We start from the raw sequence: 13,329 nt of genomic DNA on the forward strand, positions 1-13,329 counted from the left end.
GCCGGACGCGCGGACGCCCCGTCTCGATCGGGATCGAGGCGGGGCGTCCGTCGTGCGGGTCGTGCTACTTGATCGACTCGACCGCGGTCTTCACCTGCGCGGCGACCGTCTCGGACAGCGGCGCGGCGCCGGCCTCCATGCCGGCGAGCTGCTGGCCGTCCGTGCTGGTCACGTAGCCGAGGTAGGCCTTGACGAGCTCGCCGACGGCGGGGTCCTTGTACTCCTGGCAGGAGATGAGGTAGCTGACGAGGACGATCGGGTAGACCCCAGCGGCCTCGGTCGTGTAGTCGAGGTCGAACGCGATGTCGTTCTCCTCGCGGCCCTCGGACTCGGGCGACGCCTCGACGATGGCGGCGGCCGCCTCCGGGGAGAAGCCGACGAACTCGTCGCCGACCTTGATCTTCGCGACGCCGAGCGTGCCGGCCTTCGACGCGTCCGCGTAGCCGATGACGTTCGTGCCGCCCTTGACGGCGTCGACGACGCCGGTCGTGCCCTGGGCCGCCTCGCCGCCCTGGTAGGGCCAGACGCCCTTCGGCTCCGCGTCCCAGACGGACTCGGCCGTGGTGTTGAGGTACTTGGCGAAGTTCTCGGTGGTGCCCGAGTCGTCCGAGCGGTGCACGGCCGTGATGCTGGCGTCGGGCATCGTGGCGTCGGGGTTCAGCGCGACGATGGCCGGGTCGTTCCACTTGGCGATGGTGCCCTTGAAGATGCCCGCGGCGGTGGCGGCATCGAGGTTGAGCTCCTTGACGCCGTCGATCTGGAAGATCATCGCGATGGGCGAGATGTAGGCGGGGATGTCGATCGGCTTCGTGCCGTCGGCGCACTGGCCGAAGGTGCCGGTGAGCTCGTCGGTCTTGAGCGCGCGGTCGGAGCCGGCGAAGGCGGCGTTCTGACCGCCGGCCATGAAGGCCTCGCGTCCGGCGCCGGATCCGTCGGGCGAGTAGTTGATCGTGACGCCGGTGTTGGCCGTCTGGAAGGCCTTGGTCCAGGCCTCCTGAGCGGAGCCCTGCGACGAGGCGCCGATGCCGTTGAGGGTGCCCTCGAGGGTGGAGCCGGATGCGGCGCCTCCCTCGGCGGGGGCCTCGTTGGACGCGCAGGAGGAGAGGGCGAGGGCGACGACGGCGGCGAGGGCCGCGGCGCCGGTGAGGCGGGTGCTGTTCACGGGGGTGGAGCCTTCCAGATGGATCGGGTGGTGGTCACTCGGCCGGTGCGGGGCCGTGGGCGACGCTATGCAGGCGGATCCCCGGGGTGGGGTACGGGAGGTGGACGCCAGGTGGACGCGAGCTTTCCCGCAGGTGCGGGAAAGCGGATCGGGCCCGTGATCCCGGGCCTCGCCCCTCGAACTGGGGGCGTCGCCGGTGGCCCTCGGCACGGGATCGCGGGCCGGCCTCCGTCGCGAGGATGAAGTCCGCCGCCCGGGCGCCCTCCGGCCGCGACGCGCTCCTAGCCTGAGCCCATGACCCCACCCCGTCTCCTCGCCGCCGTCGCCGCGCCGCTCGCCGGCGTCGCGTACGCCGCCGTCTGGATCGTCGCCGAGTCCGGGCGCTCCGGCCTCGCCGGCGTCGCGACCCTCGCCGTCGCGTACGGCGCGGCCGTCGCCCTCGCCGTGTGGCTGCCCGCCGCGTCCCTCGCGATCGTCGTCGCGATGCCCGTGCTGCAGCTCGCCGGGTACGCGCCGCCCGTCGACTCCACCACCTGGCCGATGCTCGCGGCGATCGGCGTGGTCGCGTTCGTCGTCGGCGCCACCGGCACCCGGCGGATGCGCGTCGCGTCCGCGGCGGCAGCCGTGGTCGGCGCGGCGGTCGCGGCGCTCGGCCTCGGCAGGGGCACCGCATCCGGCCCGACCGCGTGGGTCGGCGTCTCCTCCGCGCCGGACGCGACCGCCCTGCTCGTGCTCGGCGCGGTCGGCGCCGTCGGCGTCTGCGCGGCGCTCGGCGCGGGCCTCGGCGCGGCCGTCCGCCTCGGTCGCCTCGACCGCGTGCTCGCGGACGCCGAGGACCGCCTCGCGCAGACCGACCTGGAGCTGCGCCTCGGCCTCGAGCGCGCCCGCATCTCCCGCGACGTGCACGACTCCGTCGCCCACGCGCTCACCATCGTCGTGGCGCAGTCCGAGGGCGCGACCGCGATGTCCGACCGCCAGCCGCAGGTGGTCCGCGGAGCCCTGACCGCGATCTCCGGCGTCGCCCGCGACGCGCTGTCCGACGTGCGCGGCCTCGTCGAGCGGATCACCGAGGCCGGCGACGAGCTGCTGTCGCTCCAGGACGTGCCACTGCTGGTCGAGCGCATGCGCGAGGTCGGCATGGAGGTGGCGGTCGACGAGCTCGGCGAGCGCCCCGCCCTCCGGCCCGCGCAGCAGCTCGCGGTCTACCGCATCGTGCAGGAGAGCCTGACGAACGCGCTCAAGCACGGCGGATCCCGGAGCCGCGCGTCCGTCGTCCTCGACTGGCGGGGGCCCGGCCTCGCGCTCCTGATCCGCTCCTCGGGCACCGCGCCCCTCGTCGGTCGGGGCTCGCTCCCGGGCCCCGGCGCGGGGATCGCCGGGATGCGCGAGCGGGCCCGGATCGGCGGCGGCTGGCTGACGGCCGAGCCCGACGGCGCCGACGGGTTCGTCGTCACGGCCTTCCTGCCCGCGGACGACGCCGTGGTGCCGGATGCCGCCGACGCCGACGCGACCACCGCCCAGCCCGCCGCGGTGCCCCGTGGCTGACCGCGTGCGCGTCGCCGTGGTCGACGACCAGCGGCTGTTCACCGAGGGGCTCCGGATGCAGATCGACGCCGCGGACGACCTCGAGTGCGTCGGCATCGCGGACGACGGGCGCGCCGGGATCGACCTCGTGCGCCGCGAGCAGCCCGACGTCGTGCTGATGGACCTCCGCATGCCCGTGCTCGACGGCCTCGCCGCGACCGCGTCGCTCCGCGACGGCGCCGACCGGGCCCCTCGCGTGGTCGTGCTCACGACCCTGCGCGACGACCGCGCCGTGCACGCGGCCGCCCGCGCCGGCGCCTCCGCGTTCCTCACCAAGGACGCCCGCCCCGAGGTGCTGCTCGCCACCGTGCGGGCGGCCGCGGCGGGCGACGTCACGGGCGACCCCGAGGAGCTGCTCCGCGACTTCGGCGCCCCGCCGCCCCGCGCCGACGTGGGCGCGCTCGACCGCCTGACCCCGCGCGAGCGCGAGACCTTCCTGCTGGTCGCGCGCGGACTCACCAACAGCCAGATCGCCGAGGCGGCCTTCGTCTCGGAGTCGACCGTGAAGACGCACGTGCAGGGGGTGCTCGCGAAGCTCGGCCTCCGCAGCCGCCTGCAGGTCGTCGTCTTCGCCCATGAGAGAGGACTGGTGCGCTCGTGAACGCATCCCCCATCCGCGCGTCCGCCGGGCGCCTGATCCGCCGGATCCGCACCCCGCGCGGCGTCGTCGCCACCCTGGTCGCCGCGGGTCTCGTCGGCGTCGCCGTCGTGAACGCGCCGGCGCCCCGCACCGAGCCCGTCCCGGATCCGCCCGCGCAGGACGCCGCGGCGTGGACCATGCCGCTCGACGCGGCCGTGGGCGTCTCGATGGACGCCGGCGACGTGGCCGAGGACATCCGCCTGCGCCCGTGCCTCACCGCCCAGGGCATCGCGGACGAGGCGCCCGCGCTCGACCCGGCGGTGCTCCTCGCGCCGGAGTCGCACGCGGACGGTCGCCTCGTCGCGCCGCCGCTCGACGAGGCCCGCGCCGCCCGGTACGGCCACGGTCCGGTGGTGGATCCCGCGCGCGCCGAGCTGCGGGAGTGGCGGATGGCGCGCAACGACGACGACGCGCGCGGCCGCGCGCTCGATGCCTGCCTCCCCGGTGTCCGCGCGGGAGTCTGGGCGCACCCGGGCGCGAACCAGGACATCCAGATGCGCGCGCTCGAGCTGCGCGCCGACGCCCGGGAGCGCGCCCTGGGCGACCCCGCGGTCGTCGCGGCGGCCGACGCGTGGCGCGGTTGCCTGGCCGAGTCCTCCGCCGACGAGCTCCGCGACCGGGGCCGCCCGCTGCCCGCGGATCCGATGACGCTGCTCGAGCCCGGCGACGACGCGCCCGCGGCGGACACCGCGCTCGCCCGCGCCGACGCCTCCTGCCAGGCGTCGTCGGGCTACCGCGCCGCCCTGTACGACGCGCAGTGGCGCGAGGAGTCGCTCGTGACCGCGGCCGACGCCGCCATGCTCTCCTCCGCGCGTGCCCGCCAGGTGGTCGCGACGACCGCCGCTGTGCGCGAGGTGCTGCTCGGCGACGGCGCGGAGGCGGACGACCGCGGCTGAACGGGATGCCGCGCAGCTGACCCGGACGGCGCCCGGCGGACGGGATCCGCTCGGGCGCCGCACGGCCCGTGGCAGGCTGGCGCCCTCCCCCTCCACCCCGACGAGAGGCGCTCCATGCCCGAGACCCTCGACGCCCAGCTCGACCGCATCGTCGCCGCGCGCGACCGCGACGACATGGGCCCGACCATCGCCGCCCTCCTCCCCCTCCTGGAGCGGCACCCGGACGACGCCCGCGTGCTTTACGAGGTCGGCGGCGCCTACGACACCGCGGGCGAGGAGGCCCGGGCGCTCGAGCTCTACGAGCGCGCGGAGGCGCAGGGTCTCACGGGCGACATCCGCCGCCGCTGCTACCTCCAGCACGGCAGCACGCTGCGGAACCTCGGGCGCGTCGACGAGTCGCTCGCGCTGTTCGCGCGGGTGCGGGCCGAGTTCCCGGACTCGTCGTCGCTCGCCGTGTTCGAGGCGCTGACGCTGCACGCGGCGGGGCGGGCGGATGCGGCGCTCGCGCGGATCCTCCTGGTCGTCGCCGACCGCGTGCCCGACCCGGAGCTGCAGCGCTACCTGCCCGCCATCCGCGGCAACGCGGAGCACCTCGCGTCCCTCGACGCGGCGGAGCCCGCGTAGCCGACGCGGCCGGGCCAGCGGAGCAGGGACCGCCCGTCCCGCGACGGGCACCGCCCGCGCCGTCGGATACCGTGGACGGGCCCGTCCGCCCGACCCCGTCGGGCCCCGCCTGCCCCGAGGAGCCCCCATGCGCGCCGTCGTCTACGAGGAGTTCGGCACGACGCCGGTCGTCCGCGAGCTGCCCGACCCCGTCCCGTCCGCCGCCGGTGTGGTCGTGCGCGTCGAGGCCACGGGCGTCTGCCGCAGCGACGCGCACGGCTGGCTCGGGCACGACGACGGCATCGAGCTCCCGCAGGTGCCGGGCCACGAGCTCGTGGGCCGGATCCACCAGGTCGGCCCCGAGGTCACCCGCTTCCACGTCGGCGATCGCGTCACGGTCCCCTTCGTCTGCGCCTGCGGCCGCTGCGAGGAGTGCCGCGCCGGCAACGGCCAGGTGTGCCGGGACCAGACGCAGCCGGGCTTCACGCACTGGGGCTCGTTCGCCGAGCTGGTGGCGCTGCACGACGCCGACGTCAACCTGATCCCCGTGCCCGAGGGCCTCGACGCCGGTGCCGCCGCGCTCCTCGGCTGCCGCTTCGCCACGGCCTTCCGCGGGCTCGTGCACCGGGCACGGCTGCAGCGCGGCGAGCGCCTGCTCGTCGTCGGCTGCGGCGGGGTGGGCCTCAGCGCCGCGATGATCGGCATCGCCGTGGGCGCGGAGGTCATCGCGGTCGACATCGACCCGGCCGCCCTCGCGCGCGCCTCGGAGCTGGGTGCCGGGTACACGATCGACTCGTCCGGCATGTCGGAGGAGGACGTGCTCGACGCGGTGCGCGCCGTCTCCCCCGACGGCGTGCAGGTGTCGGTGGAGGCGCTCGGGCGCGAGTCCACGATGCGACTGAGCCTGCTCGCGCTCGCGCCGCTCGGCCGCCAGGTGCAGATCGGGCTGTTCGCGAGCGAGCCGGCGATGCCCGTGCCGACCATCATCAGCCAGGAGCTGAGCCTGCACGGCAGCCACGGCATGCCCGCGCACGACTACCCGGAGCTGATGGCGCTCGTGGCGTCGGGCGCGCTCCGCCCCGAGCTGCTCATCGAGCACCGGATCCCGCTCGACGACGCCCCGGCCGCGCTCGAGGCGCTCGCGTCGGGCGACCGCTCGGCCGGCATCACGCTGGTCGAGGTGGGCTGAGCCCGGTCCCGCCCGGCCCGACTACCGCGGCGCGTCGAACCAGGCGTCGACCGCGGCGGTGATCCCCGCGTCGTCGACCACGACGTCCGGGACGATGGGCACGCCGTAGCGCTTCCCCGTGCGATCCGCGTCCACGGCGTTCGTGAGGTTCACGATCGCGCCGTCGAACAGGGTCCGCGGCTCGTTCGCCGTGCTGAACCCGTAGGTCGGCTGCCCGAACGAGCGGACCCCCGCCTGGCCGACGAACGCGAGGGCGGCGGCCTCGCCGGAGCTCCCGGTCATGCCGTCAGTGAGCACGGCGATCGGCAGGCTCCCGGGCACCCGACCCGCGGCGCTCGTCTCGACGACCTTCCCGTCATCCGCGACGGCGCCGCCCTGCACCGTGACGGGGAGGGACGTGTCGGAGGACTCGAAGGACATGACCTCGCCCTCGTCGAGGAGCGGCGACAGGGCGGCGAGCATGGGCCACATGTCCCCGCCGCGATTCCCGCGGAGATCCACGACCCAGCCTCGGGTCGTCGTGGGCGCGGCGGCCACGAGCGCCTGGGCGCCCGCGTCGATGTAGCGCTGGTGCGCCGCGTCGTCCCCGCCGACGAGGGTCGGGACGACGATCGTCGTGATCCCGTCGGCCGTCGTCACGGTGGGCCGAGGCTCGGGGCCGCCGGTCGTCGGCGGCGCTCCCCGGAACTCGACCGCCGCCTCGTCCGGCGTGAGGAACGCGCTGTGGTCCCCGCCGAGCTGCGTGACCGCCTTCCTCAGCGCCGGGTAGGTGGCGCCGTAGCTGCGGGCGTCGGCGACCTTCGCGGCGACGCGGGCCCGCACCTCGGCGACCGTGGCCGGATCCGCCGCGAGGCCGTCCTCCATCCGGTCGACCGCGATGTCGGCGTAGCGCTGCGGCGACGGCGGGATGACGTAGATGCCGTGCTTCTCGAGGAGCGGCGCGGCGGCGAGGGTCCCGCCGACGAGGAGGACGACCGCCGCGGCGAGCGCGACGGCGAGGCGGCGGAGCAGGCGGGAGCGGCGGGAGCGCGTCGTGGGCACCGGATCACCCTGCCCGAAGCGCGCGCGGGCCGACGCGTCGTCTCCCCCGCCGCCGGGCTGCGATGCTGGCGGGGTGACCCGATCCCCCTCGCGACGGCCCGCGCGCACCGCGTCGGCCTGCGGCGACCTCCCGCGCGGCGTGCGGATCGGGTACGGCGTCGCCCTCGGCGGCCTGCTGCTCCTCGACGCCGCGGTGTCCGGATCCGTCGGCCAGTGCCTGTACCTCGTGGCCGTGGTGGCGCTGGCGGCGCTGACTGCCCGCGGGCGGGTCCCCGTGTGGACGGTCGGCGCCGTCGCGGCTGCGGCGACGCTCGCGACCGTGCCGCTCGCCGCGTCCGGCATCGCCGCGCCCTTCGCGCTCAGCGAGGGGCTCGTGCTGCTCGTCGCGGTCGTCGCGACCACGCGTCGGGCCGTCGGCGCGCGCGGCGCGGCGGCGGTCGCTCTCGTGGCGCTCGCGACCGTGACCCTCCCGGTGCGGCTGCTGTCGGCGGACACCGCCACCTTCGGGATCCTGCTGGTCGCCGTCGTCGCGTGCGCGCTCGCCGTGGGCGCGACGCTGCGGAACGCCGACGCCGAGCGCCGCCTCGCCCTCGCGGTCGCCACCCAGCGCGAGCGCGACGGCCTGGCCCGCGACCTGCACGACGACTTCACGAACCGCGTGACCGGCATGATCCTCCTGGCCCAGGCCGCCCGCCGCCGCGTCGACGCTCCCGGCACCGAGCTCGACGCGGAGCTCGCGCGCATGGAGGAGTCCGGCGGCGAGGCGCTCGCGAGCATGCGGCGCTGGGTGCGGACGCTGCGCGACACGGGCGTGGAGCGCGATCCCGAGCTGGCCGACGGCATCGACGGGCCCGACGACGCGATCCGCGCGCTCCTCGACACGTGGGAGGCCGCGGCCCCCGGCCGCCGCGCGGAGCTCCGGGACACCACCGCCGCGCCCCTGCCCGCCGAGGTGCGGGCGACGGCGACGCGCATCGTGCAGGAGTCGGTCACGAACGCTACCCGGCACGCGCCCGGCGCCGACCGGATCCGGGTGACGCTCGCCGAGGATCCGCACGCCGACGCCGTGGTCCTCACCGTCGTCAGCCCGCTCGAGGGCACCGGCCGGCCGGGCGCCGACCCCGTGCCCGGTTCCGCGGGCCTCGGCCTCGTCGGCATGCGCGAGCGCGCCGCGATCCTCGGCGGCCGCCTCGACGCCGGGCCCGTCGCGGGCACCTGGACCGTCCGGGCCGTCCTCCCCCGGGACGCCGGCGCATGACGATCCGCGTGCTCCTCGCCGACGACCACCCCTCCGTGCTGCGCGGCCTCGAGGGGATCCTCGCGGGCGAGCCCGACATCGCGGTGGTCGCGTCGTGCGGCGACGGCCTCGCCGCGCTCGAGGCCGCGCAGCGCCTGCGGCCGGATGTGGCGGTCGTCGACATCCGCATGCCGCGCATGGACGGGCTCGAGCTCACGCGGCTGCTCGCTGGATCCCGCGCGCGCGTGCCCGTGAAGGTGGTCGTCGCGACGACCTTCGACCTCGACGAGTACGTCTACGGCGCCCTCCGCGCCGGCGCCTCCGGGTTCCTCCTCAAGGACGCGGGGGCGGGCCTCCTCGTCGAGGCCGTGCGGGCGGCCCACTCGGGCGACCAGCTGATCAGCCCGTCCGTCACGGTGCGCCTGCTGCGGCACCTCGCGCCGCGCTCCGCCGCCACGATGCACCCGGACCTCACCGCCCGCGAGCTCGAGGTCGCCGCGCTCGTCGGGCGCGGCCGCACGAACGCGGAGGTGGGCGCGGAGCTCGTGATCTCGCTGGGCACCGTGAAGTCGCACCTCGGATCCCTGCAGGCGAAGCTCGACGCCCGCAACCGCGTGGAGATCGCGGCGTGGGCGTGGAGCTCGGGGCTGCTGCGGCCCTGAGGCATGGAGCCGGACGCGCCGGTCGGCGCCGGGCGCGCGGGCATCGGGAACGATCCGCGGAGACCGACCGAACGGCCGATGCCGCACCGCGCGCCCGGCCCGAGCATGGATCACGGCGGTCGGCCCGAGACGCGGGCCCCGCCGACGAGAGGCCCGCATGACCACCGCCCCGACGCATCCCGCCACGACCGGAAACAGCCGCGGCCCCCACCCCCGCCCCGGCTCCGGCTCCGGCTCCGAAGACGGCGGCGCCGCCCCGCGCTCCGGCATCACCCGCCGCGTCGCCGCGCTCGACGTGATCCGCGGCGTCGCCCTCTGCGGCATCATGCTCGTGAACATCGGCCCGCAGACGCGCTTCGGCACGGCCGCCGGCTTCTACGAGATGGCCGCGCTCGGATCCACGAGCGGCTGGCTCCAGCTCCTCGTGCAGCAGCGCTTCTTCCCCGTGTTCGCGCTGCTGTTCGGGATCGGCTTCGCGCTCATCGTCGAGTCCGCCGAGCGCCGCTCGGCCCGGCCGCGGCTCGTGCTGCTCCGCCGCCTGCTGATCCTGCTCGCGATCGCGATCCCGTTCGAGTTCCTCCAGCACGGGTCGGCGCTCCTGCCGTACGCGCTCGCCGGCCTCGTCGTCCTGCTGCCGAGCACGTGGCTGCCGCGGTCGCTCACGGCCGTGGCCGCCGTCGCGCTCGTCGTGGTCAGCGTGGTCGTGGCCGGCGGCGGGCTGACGCTGGTCCCGGGCATGCTCCTCCTCGGATCGGCCCTCACCCGCTACGGCGTCGTCGCGGCGATCGGCCGCTCGCGCCACGGATCCGCCGTCGTGCTCGTCATCGCCCTCGCCGCCGCCGCGCCGCTCGTCGCGTGGCAGGTCACGACCATCGCCGACTCCGGCTTCAGCACGGAGTCCGCCGCGGCCGGCCTCGCCCTCGCCGCCGCGTACGTGGCGCTCCTGTCGCTGCTCATGACGACGCGCGCGGCCCGCGCCCTCGAGGTCGCGTTCGCGCCGCTCGGCCGGATGGCCCTCACCAACTACGTGACCGGCGCCCCGCTGATGCTCGCCGCGGGCGCCCTGCTCGACCTGCCGCACGCGACCTCGTGGACGCCGATGCTGCTCGCGGTCGTCGTGATCCTCGCGGTGCAGGCCGTCGCGAGCGCCCTCTGGCTGCGCGCGTTCGCGCAGGGGCCGCTCGAGTGGCTCTGGCGGTGGGGCACGTGGGGCACACGCGCGCCGTTCCGACTCGCGCGCTGATCGGCTGCCCGCGGATCCCGGGCTCCGGCGACATGAGCGGGACCCGGGCGCCACGACGCCCGGCTCCCGCGCTCACGCGCCGGTCAGAGCGCGCCCTGGAGCTCGTCCCCGGCCGGGATCGGCACCAGCTCCGTCACGACGGGCGGCGCCTGCAGCAGGCCCGCGAGCGACGCGTTCATCCGCGCGACGACCTCGCCCGCGCCGTGGGCCGCGAGCTCCTCGCCGGAGGACCACTTCTCGAGCATGACGATGGTGCCGTCGGGCGCGTCGTGGATCGCGTACAGCTCGCAGCCGGGCTCGCCGTGCACCTCGGCGATGCCGCGGGACAGCGCCGCGACGGCCTCGTCCCGCCTCCCCTCGACGGGCGTGAAGACGGCGGTGACGACGACGGGCTGGGACATGGGATCTCCTCGGTTCGGGTGGTGCGGGTGGTGGATGGATGGACGGGGCGTCAGCGCGCCGGCGGCGCCGCGCTGCTCGACCGGGGCACGAAGTCGGCCTGCACCTCGATGCGCTGCGGCTCCGACGGGATCCGGCCCTGCATGCGCGCGAGCACCAGCTCGACGCTGTGGCGGGCGAGCATGTCGATGGGCTGCCGCACGACGCTGAGCGGCGGCGAGACGAGCTCGCTCCACGGGTTGTCGTCGAAGACCACGAGCGAGAGGTCCTCCGGCACGCGGATGCCGAGCTGCTGGATCCGCCGCACGGCCACCCCGACCTGCGCCGTGTTGGCCACCACGAGCGCGGTCGGCGGCTCCGGCAGGGCGAGGAGCGCGGTGACCGCGTCGGCCCCGAGGTCGCCGCGGAACGGCACGTCCCGCACGAGCGCCGGGTCGGCATCGATGCCCGCCGCCCGGAGCGACGCGCGGTAGCCGGCGACGCGCGCCCGCCCCGTGGACGTGTCCGCCGGCCCCGAGATGATCGCGATGCGCGTGTGACCGAGGGCGACCAGGTGGTCCGTGGCACGCGCGGCGGACGCGTCGTTCTGGATGCTGACCACGTCGATGTCGTCGAGCCCGTCGAGCGTCCGGTCGACGAACACCATGTCGACGCCCGCCCGGCGGAGGCGCTCCCACTTCTCGAGGTTGTCGCCCGCTGGGGTCGCGATGACGCCGCCCACGGAGCGGTCGAGGAGGCTCGTCAGCGACTCCCCCTCGACGTGCGCGTCCTCCTGCGTGGTCATGAGGAGCACCTGCGCGCCGCGCGCCCGGGCCTCCCACACGATGCGGTCGGCGAGCCGCGCGAAGAACGGGTTCGTGAGGTCCGGGAGGACCAGGCCGATCGCGAGGGCCTGCCCGTGGCTGAGCTCGCGGGCCGCGGCGCGGGGCCGGAAGTCGAGCTCGGCGATGGCCTCCACGACGCGCCGGCGGGTGTCGACCGCGACGGGACCGGATCCGTCGTTGAGCACTCGGGAGACGACGGAGACGGACACGCCTGCCGTGCGCGCGACGTCGCGGATCGTGGCGGGCTTCCTCACGCGACCTCCTCCGGTCGGGCCTCGCTCGTGCCCGGGCAGGCGGATCGAGTCCTCGTTGACACAGCCTACGCCCGGTGGTACAAAACTGGTACCGGTTCCACCGTGACCGGTCGACACACCCACATCGCATGCGACGACGACGTCCTCCGCCCCGGCGGCCGACGTCCCCCGCCTGCCCGGACCCGGAGGTCTCAGTGAACCTGCACAAGCTGCTCGGCGATCGCGAACGCGAGGGCCGCCCCATCCGCATCGGGCTGATCGGCGCCGGCCGGTACGGCACCATGTACCTCTCGCAGGCCCGCAACATCCCCGGCGTGCACGTCGTCGCCATCGCCGACATCAACACCGAGCGCGCACGGGGCGCCTTCGCCCTCGTCGACTGGCCGGACGAGCTGGTCGCCGCCGACATCCCCGAGGCGCTCGCGAACCGCACCACCACGATCGTCGCGGACGCCGCGGCGCTGTTCGAGAGCGACATCGACGTGATCGTGGAGGCGACGGGCAACCCCATCGTCGGCGTGCACCACGCGCTGCGGGCGATCGCGACCGGCAAGCACATCATCATGGTCACGGTCGAGGCGGACGCCCTCGCCGGCCCCGCGCTGCAGAAGCGGGCCGAGGCCGCGGGCGTCGTGTACTCGATGGCGTACGGCGACCAGCCGGCGCTCATCATGGAGCTCGTCGACTGGGCCCGCACGAGCGGCTTCGACGTCGTGTGCGCCGGCAAGGGCGCCAAGTACCTCGAGCACTACCACCAGATGAATCCCGACAACGTCTGGGAGAACTGGGAGTTCAGCAAGGAGCTCACCGACTCGGGCCAGCTGAACCCGTACATGCACACGTCGTTCCGCGACGGCACGAAGGCCGCCATCGAGATGGCCGCGGTCGCGAACGCGGCCGGCCTCGTGCCCTCGGACTCCGGGCTCACCTTCACTCCCGGCGACGTCGAGCAGATCGCCACCATCGGCCGGCCGCGCGACCTCGGCGGCGCCCTCGCCCACGAGGGCACGGTCGACGTGATGTCGAGCGTCGAGCGCGACGGCTCGCCCATCCCGCACAACACGCAGGAGGGCGTCTACGTCGTGGTCAAGGCCACGAACGACTACGTCGCCACCTGCTTCGACGAGTACCCCTGGCACCCGGACCCCACCGGGCGGTACGCGGCGCTCTACCGGCCGTACCACTACGTCGGCCTGGAGCTCAACGTGTCGATCGCCAACGCCGCCCTCCGCGGGATCTCCACCGGCCACCCCGACGGCTTCTACGGCGACGTCGTCGCGACCGCGAAGAAGGACCTGACGGCGGGCGAGCTCCTCGACGGCGAGGGCGGCTTCACGGTCTACGGCAAGCTCGTCTCCGCCCGCCACTCCGTCGCGACGGGCGCCCTCCCCGTCGCGCTCGCCCACCACGTGGAGCTGACCCGCGACATCGCCCAGGGCGAGACCGTGGGCTGGGCCGACGTGATCATCGACGACTCGCTCTCCGAGGCCATCGAGCTCCGCCGCGAGACCGAGGCGCTGCTCCGGTCCTGACCCCGCATCGCCGCACGGCTCCCGGGCGCGCCGCCCGGGAGCCCTCCCCGCACGACCCACCCG

At 75.7% G+C, this 13,329-nt stretch carries 13 protein-coding genes; 9 read left to right on the forward strand and 4 right to left on the reverse strand.

Annotated elements, in window-relative coordinates; all coding sequences use genetic code 11:
• Window positions 1-64 precede the first annotated feature (64 nt).
• A complete protein-coding gene (locus AWH51_RS03000; protein WP_063070641.1) occupies window positions 65-1,162 on the reverse strand; it encodes a phosphate ABC transporter substrate-binding protein PstS in 1,098 nt (365 codons plus the stop codon).
• Between the two features lie 294 nt (window positions 1,163-1,456).
• Here AWH51_RS03000 and AWH51_RS03005 point away from each other — a divergent pair, with 294 nt between their 5' ends.
• From AWH51_RS03005 to AWH51_RS03025, 5 genes are all read left to right on the forward strand, one after another.
• Entirely contained in the window at window positions 1,457-2,707 is a 1,251-nt protein-coding gene (locus AWH51_RS03005; RefSeq protein ID WP_063070642.1) for a sensor histidine kinase, read from the forward strand.
• On the forward strand, window positions 2,700-3,347 hold the full coding sequence (locus tag AWH51_RS03010) for a response regulator (RefSeq protein ID WP_254654449.1): 648 nt from the start codon (window positions 2,700-2,702) through the stop codon (window positions 3,345-3,347). The genes AWH51_RS03005 and AWH51_RS03010 overlap by 8 nt, the downstream gene beginning before the upstream one ends.
• A complete protein-coding gene (locus AWH51_RS03015; RefSeq protein ID WP_063070644.1) occupies window positions 3,344-4,282 on the forward strand; it encodes a hypothetical protein in 939 nt (312 codons plus the stop codon). The genes AWH51_RS03010 and AWH51_RS03015 overlap by 4 nt, the downstream gene beginning before the upstream one ends.
• Before the next feature lie 114 nt (window positions 4,283-4,396).
• On the forward strand, window positions 4,397-4,906 hold the full coding sequence (locus AWH51_RS03020; protein WP_063070645.1) for a tetratricopeptide repeat protein: 510 nt from the start codon (window positions 4,397-4,399) through the stop codon (window positions 4,904-4,906).
• A gap of 127 nt (window positions 4,907-5,033) precedes the next feature.
• On the forward strand, window positions 5,034-6,074 hold the full coding sequence (locus AWH51_RS03025) for a zinc-dependent alcohol dehydrogenase family protein (protein ID WP_063070646.1): 1,041 nt from the start codon (window positions 5,034-5,036) through the stop codon (window positions 6,072-6,074).
• Between the two features lie 21 nt (window positions 6,075-6,095).
• On the opposite strand, the gene AWH51_RS03030 is transcribed toward AWH51_RS03025, so the two are convergent.
• Window positions 6,096-7,115, reverse strand: a complete 1,020-nt coding sequence (locus tag AWH51_RS03030) for a S41 family peptidase (protein WP_107490150.1) — start codon at window positions 7,113-7,115, stop codon at window positions 6,096-6,098.
• 73 nt (window positions 7,116-7,188) lie between these two features.
• On the opposite strand from AWH51_RS03030, the gene AWH51_RS03035 reads away from it, so the two are divergent.
• The 3 genes from AWH51_RS03035 (at window position 7,189) to AWH51_RS03045 (ending at window position 10,257) form a co-directional block, all read left to right on the forward strand.
• Window positions 7,189-8,373 (forward strand): sensor histidine kinase, encoded by a 1,185-nt coding sequence (locus AWH51_RS03035; RefSeq protein WP_063070648.1) that lies wholly within the window; start codon window positions 7,189-7,191, stop codon window positions 8,371-8,373.
• Window positions 8,370-9,014 (forward strand): response regulator transcription factor, encoded by a 645-nt coding sequence (locus AWH51_RS03040; protein WP_063070649.1) that lies wholly within the window; start codon window positions 8,370-8,372, stop codon window positions 9,012-9,014. The genes AWH51_RS03035 and AWH51_RS03040 overlap by 4 nt, the downstream gene beginning before the upstream one ends.
• Window positions 9,015-9,171: 157 nt before the next feature.
• Window positions 9,172-10,257 (forward strand): DUF418 domain-containing protein, encoded by a 1,086-nt coding sequence (locus tag AWH51_RS03045; RefSeq protein WP_081234815.1) that lies wholly within the window; start codon window positions 9,172-9,174, stop codon window positions 10,255-10,257.
• Window positions 10,258-10,340: 83 nt separating this feature from the next.
• Here the strand turns inward: AWH51_RS03045 and AWH51_RS03050 are convergent, their stop codons facing one another.
• Both AWH51_RS03050 and AWH51_RS03055 read right to left on the reverse strand, forming a co-directional pair.
• Window positions 10,341-10,658 carry a putative quinol monooxygenase gene (locus AWH51_RS03050; RefSeq protein ID WP_063070650.1) on the reverse strand — a complete coding sequence of 106 codons (318 nt, stop codon included), beginning with the start codon at window positions 10,656-10,658 and terminating at the stop codon, window positions 10,341-10,343.
• 50 nt (window positions 10,659-10,708) lie between these two features.
• Window positions 10,709-11,734, reverse strand: a complete 1,026-nt coding sequence (locus tag AWH51_RS03055; protein ID WP_063070651.1) for a LacI family DNA-binding transcriptional regulator — start codon at window positions 11,732-11,734, stop codon at window positions 10,709-10,711.
• A gap of 194 nt (window positions 11,735-11,928) precedes the next feature.
• On the opposite strand from AWH51_RS03055, the gene AWH51_RS03060 reads away from it, so the two are divergent.
• Entirely contained in the window at window positions 11,929-13,266 is a 1,338-nt protein-coding gene (locus AWH51_RS03060) for an NAD(P)H-dependent oxidoreductase (RefSeq protein ID WP_063070652.1), read from the forward strand.
• The last annotated feature ends 63 nt before the right edge of the window (window positions 13,267-13,329 follow it).

Source organism: Clavibacter tessellarius (genome assembly GCF_001618005.1).
Classification (GTDB): domain Bacteria; phylum Actinomycetota; class Actinomycetes; order Actinomycetales; family Microbacteriaceae; genus Clavibacter; species Clavibacter tessellarius_A.